Origin of the sequence: Hallella faecis (genome assembly GCF_018789675.1) — a bacterium.
Lineage (GTDB): Bacteria > Bacteroidota > Bacteroidia > Bacteroidales > Bacteroidaceae > Prevotella > Prevotella faecis.
In genome coordinates, this window is record NZ_JAHKBE010000096.1 from 1 (window position 1) to 4,167 (window position 4,167).

The window sequence follows — 4,167 nt, forward strand, 5'->3', positions numbered from 1 at the left end:
AACTGTCGAGCATCGTGGAAGCCCTTTGCCGCGACTTCCGCACCCACGACGACGAAGAGCTGGCCAAGCTCGTGGAGTGGCAGAAGATGATGAAAACCAAGAGTGCCAACAAGGAGAAGCCCGCACGGCCCGACGTGGCGTTCTGGTTCCCCCCTGCCGACGTAACCAACGCGGCCTTCATACAGAACGCCATGGGATGCGAGAAGCTCGGACAGCGCACACAATACCTCAACATGCCCGAGGTGGAGATGGCCGACCGCGTGTGCGGAGGCCACCGGCAAATATCGCAGATGATGCGCAACCTCTACGACCGCCAGCGCGCGGGTGCGCTCAGGGCCACGGCCGACGGCGTGACGGGCAACCCCGTGCTCAGAGCCAACATCACCATCTCCTCCACACCCTTCGCCGCGCGCAAGTTCTACAAGAACGAGCTCTTCAACGGCACCTTCGGACGCATGGTGTTCTCCTACAAGCCCCGGCAGGGCCGCGACGGGCGCATACCGCGCCAAGGCAAGTATGGCGACGACTTCTACCTGCGCCTCGACGAGTTCCTCGCGCGACTCGCCATCTGCAAGGGGCAGTTCACCATCAAGCAGCTCAACCGACTCGTCGACCAGCTCGCCGCCGACATGGCCTCGCTCGCCGACCTTGCCGACGACGACATTCTGTGGGACATATCCAAGCGCGCCCTCGTATCGGCATGGAAGGCCGGATGCATCCTCTGGGCGCTCAACAACCAAACGTGGACCAAGCCCATGGCTTCGCTCGTGGAATGGCTCGTCTACCACGACATCTGGTCGAAGATGCAGGTGTTTGCCGACATGCTCGGACAGGACGAGGGCAGCCTAAGCGAGGCGGGACGACGCGGACCGAAGAACCTGCTCGACGATCTGCCCAACTCGTTCAACGAGGCCCAGCTGGAGGCCCTGCGCATCTCGCTCGGAAAGACAAAAGAGGGCACGAAGAATCAGATATACAAATGGGTGTTCCGCAAGTTCATAGTCCACTCCGCACAGACCGGACTCTACACCAAGACCCCTGAGTATCTCACGGGCAAAGCCTAACGAGAGGGCGCGATGTGCCAACCCCTCACGCTGGGGGAGAGGGCGCATCGCCCACTTTCATCACAAACAAAAAACGGATCATCCGATATTTGGAGTCTCGGCGAAGCCCCAACTGACCGTAGGGAAGTAAAGTCTATAATTTTTACGCTCAGACGCGGTAACAACGAATTGCACGAATTAACGAATTGATATAATCGTTTTACGATTAGCAATTTGAACGAATTTGGCTAACGCAATTTGGAAAAAATTCGAAAATTCGAGAAATTCGTTGTTACGCCGTCTGAGGCCAAATAAAACTATTTGTTGTTCTTCCTTGCCGAGCGACCGCGTCTGAGCGTAAATTCTCACGTGTGTCATTTATCTCTCCAAATGCCGGATGAACCCAAAAAACAACAACCACCATGGACCATTTCGAAATAACCCGGCTCCGCCAACTCCCCATAGAGGGAGTGGCCCAGCGCATCGGACTGCACGTCAGCCGCCACAAGAGCCTCTGCCCCTTCCACGACGACCACCACGCCAGCCTGTCGTTCAACACGCGCTCCAACACCTACCGATGCTTCGCATGCGACGCACACGGCGGCACCATCGACCTCGTGATGCGACACCTCGGCAAATCGTTCCCCGACGCCTGCCGATGGCTCGCCGACAGCCACAACGTCATCCTCACCGAGTGGAAACCCGCCACGCAGGCCGCCCAGAGCCAGCCGCCCACATTCGACGCCACACGCTACGAGCCCTTCTTCGAGCGCCCCTGGCTCTCCCAAGAGGCACGCCGCTTCCTATTCGACGAGCGAAGGCTCAGCCCCGCCGTCGTGCGATGGTGCCGACTCACCTCATGGACCGACAGGCTGCAAACCCATTGGCTGCAAATTCCCTATTACGACGCCAACGGAAAGCTGATTGGCATGCAGAACAGAAACCTCGACTCGGGCAAGCACGACGACCACAACCTCCGCAACGTGCCGCGCTTCCGATTTCCCTACGGCGCACGATGCTCCATCTACAACCTGCCCGTAACAGCCATGCTCCAACAAGGCGAGCCGCTCTACATCACCGAGGGCTGCTCCGACTGCTGGGCCATGCTCTCGGCAGGGCACAAGGCCATAGCCATACCATCGGCCACCCTCCTCAGCAGGGCCGACACCAAGCTGCTCACGGACCTGGCAACCGAGAGGCAAACCACCTTCCACATGTACCCCGACCGTGACGCGCCCGGAGAGAGGCTCTTCATGCAGCTAAAGGCTGCCTTGCCCTCGTTGGAACACCACCAGCTGCCGCCCACCTGCAAAGACTTCGCCGACTACTACATGTCTCAGCATTCAACACCCAGCCGCCCCGAAGGTGCATAAGCGCATAGATGCGCCCCCAATGGGCATAAGCGCATGGAAGCGCCCTGAAAGGGCATAAGCGCATAGCCCAGGGCAAGCGAAGTAGTAGCCATAGCGTTTTACATGCGCCCTGAAAGGGCATAAGCGCATAGCCCAGGGCAAGCGAAGCGACACCCTGGGTAGTAGCCATAGCGTTTTACATGCGCCCTGAAAGGGCAAAAGCATAGAACAATCGCTACCCCCCAAAAACCGCCCATTAGATTTTTCAACATTATAACACATTACCATGAACAAGTTTGTTATCCGACCCTACACCAAGAAGGAGCTCGCCCTACTCTACTTCCCCTACGTAACCGACTCGCACGCGGCGGTAAACCGACTCATGGCCTGGATAAACCGTTGCCAACCCTTGCTGTCGGCGCTCCATGCCGCGGGCTACCGCAAGACCACCAAGGTGCTCTCGCCACGAGAGGTGACCCTCATCGTAGACCACTTGGGCGAGCCATAAAACCATAACAAAGGGCTGCAATCATATCGAACCCGAATCGAATCCCGAATCGCATCGAATCCCAATCGAATCCCAATCGCATCGAATCAGAATCGAACCCCAATCGCATCGAATCGTATCAAATCGCATCGAAACGTATAGAAACGTATCGAAACGTATGATTGCCAACGCCCTTTGTTATACCTTTGCACATGTAAAACCCACCAACCCACCAACGCCACAGCCCTATGAGCCCACCACACACCGCCGCCCATCGCCACCCGTATGACTCCAGCGCCCGCCGTTCGCCATCTCTCGCCTCGCCTCGAATGAGAGCAGCACACGTTAACGGGCATTAACGGGAACACGAAACCACACGTCGCACAGGCGCCGAGCCGAGAACGCCCAACAAACCCAATTTTCAGGACACAACCCATCAGACGATGAAGCTACGCCGAGTCTTATGAGACAACAAACACCTCTGGTGTTTTTGGAGACGAACACGAGATTCGTGAGATTGCAAACACCTCTGGTGTTTAGGAGACGAACACGAATCTCGCGAATCTACCGAATGACAATCAGCACAAATACCCGTTGGTCGGTCGTCATTACCTCCCGTTGGTCGGTGGGGCTACGCCGGGTCTCGTGAGATTCCAAACGCCAGAGGCGTTTCGTGTATCTGCATTCGAGAGTGAGATTCGTGTTCTAAAAAAGTGGAGCTTCGCATGTCATTCGTGAGATAACAAACGCCAGAGGCGTTTCTCTCAGCCGTCATTCGTAAGATTCGAGAGATTCGTGTTCTAAAAAAAAAGACATCGCAGAGCCACGTGTTCTAAATAAAACAACAAGCCATGAGCATCAAGTTCAAACCCACACAGATAGCCATGCCGCAAAGCCCCAACTACGGCAAGTGGTACGCCAAGATGGTGCCCACGGGCACGATAACCAGCAAGCAGTTGGCAGAGGAGGTGTCGCACGCCTCGACCGTCACCCAGTCGGACATGTTGGCCGTGCTCTGGTCGATCGCCGAGGTGATACGCCGCCACCTGCTCAACTCCGAGATCGTGCACGTCGACGGCCTGGGGTCGCTCCGGGTGGGCTTCCGCGCCCGCGCCAAGGACAGTCCCGACGACGTGGTGGCCGACGACATACACGGCCTGCGCATCGTGATGACCCCCGAGCGCACCTTCCAGCAAACGGGCGTGAGCCACAAGCAGGGACGCACGGGCCACTACACCGGAGAGCTCATACGCGGCGTGGAGCTGGCCAACATCAACGCGCCAAC

4 protein-coding genes are annotated in these 4,167 nt (G+C 57.4%); all 4 read left to right on the top strand.

Annotation, left to right across the window (positions count from 1 at the left end):
• On the top strand, positions 1-1,064 hold a 1,064-nt coding region (locus KM934_RS12390; protein ID WP_252345000.1), incomplete at its 5' end, for a hypothetical protein.
• A 401-nt stretch (positions 1,065-1,465) separates the two neighbouring features.
• Positions 1,466-2,416: a CHC2 zinc finger domain-containing protein gene (locus KM934_RS12395; RefSeq protein ID WP_215760914.1), complete on the top strand. Its 951-nt coding sequence runs from the start codon at positions 1,466-1,468 to the stop codon at positions 2,414-2,416.
• A gap of 265 nt (positions 2,417-2,681) precedes the next feature.
• The gene (locus KM934_RS12400) at positions 2,682-2,903 is read left to right on the top strand and encodes a DUF4248 domain-containing protein (protein WP_215760915.1); all 222 of its coding nucleotides are present in this window, start codon (positions 2,682-2,684) and stop codon (positions 2,901-2,903) included.
• Between the two features lie 830 nt (positions 2,904-3,733).
• Positions 3,734-4,167, top strand: a 434-nt coding sequence (locus tag KM934_RS12405) for an HU family DNA-binding protein (RefSeq protein WP_215760916.1), incomplete at its 3' end; no start/stop codon positions are given.

Coding starts and splice junctions, on each gene's coding strand:
- KM934_RS12395 (WP_215760914.1), top strand. CDS start 1,466: ATGGACCATTTCGAAATAACCCGGCTCCGCCAACTCCCCATAGAGGGA.
- KM934_RS12400 (WP_215760915.1), top strand. CDS start 2,682: ATGAACAAGTTTGTTATCCGACCCTACACCAAGAAGGAGCTCGCCCTA.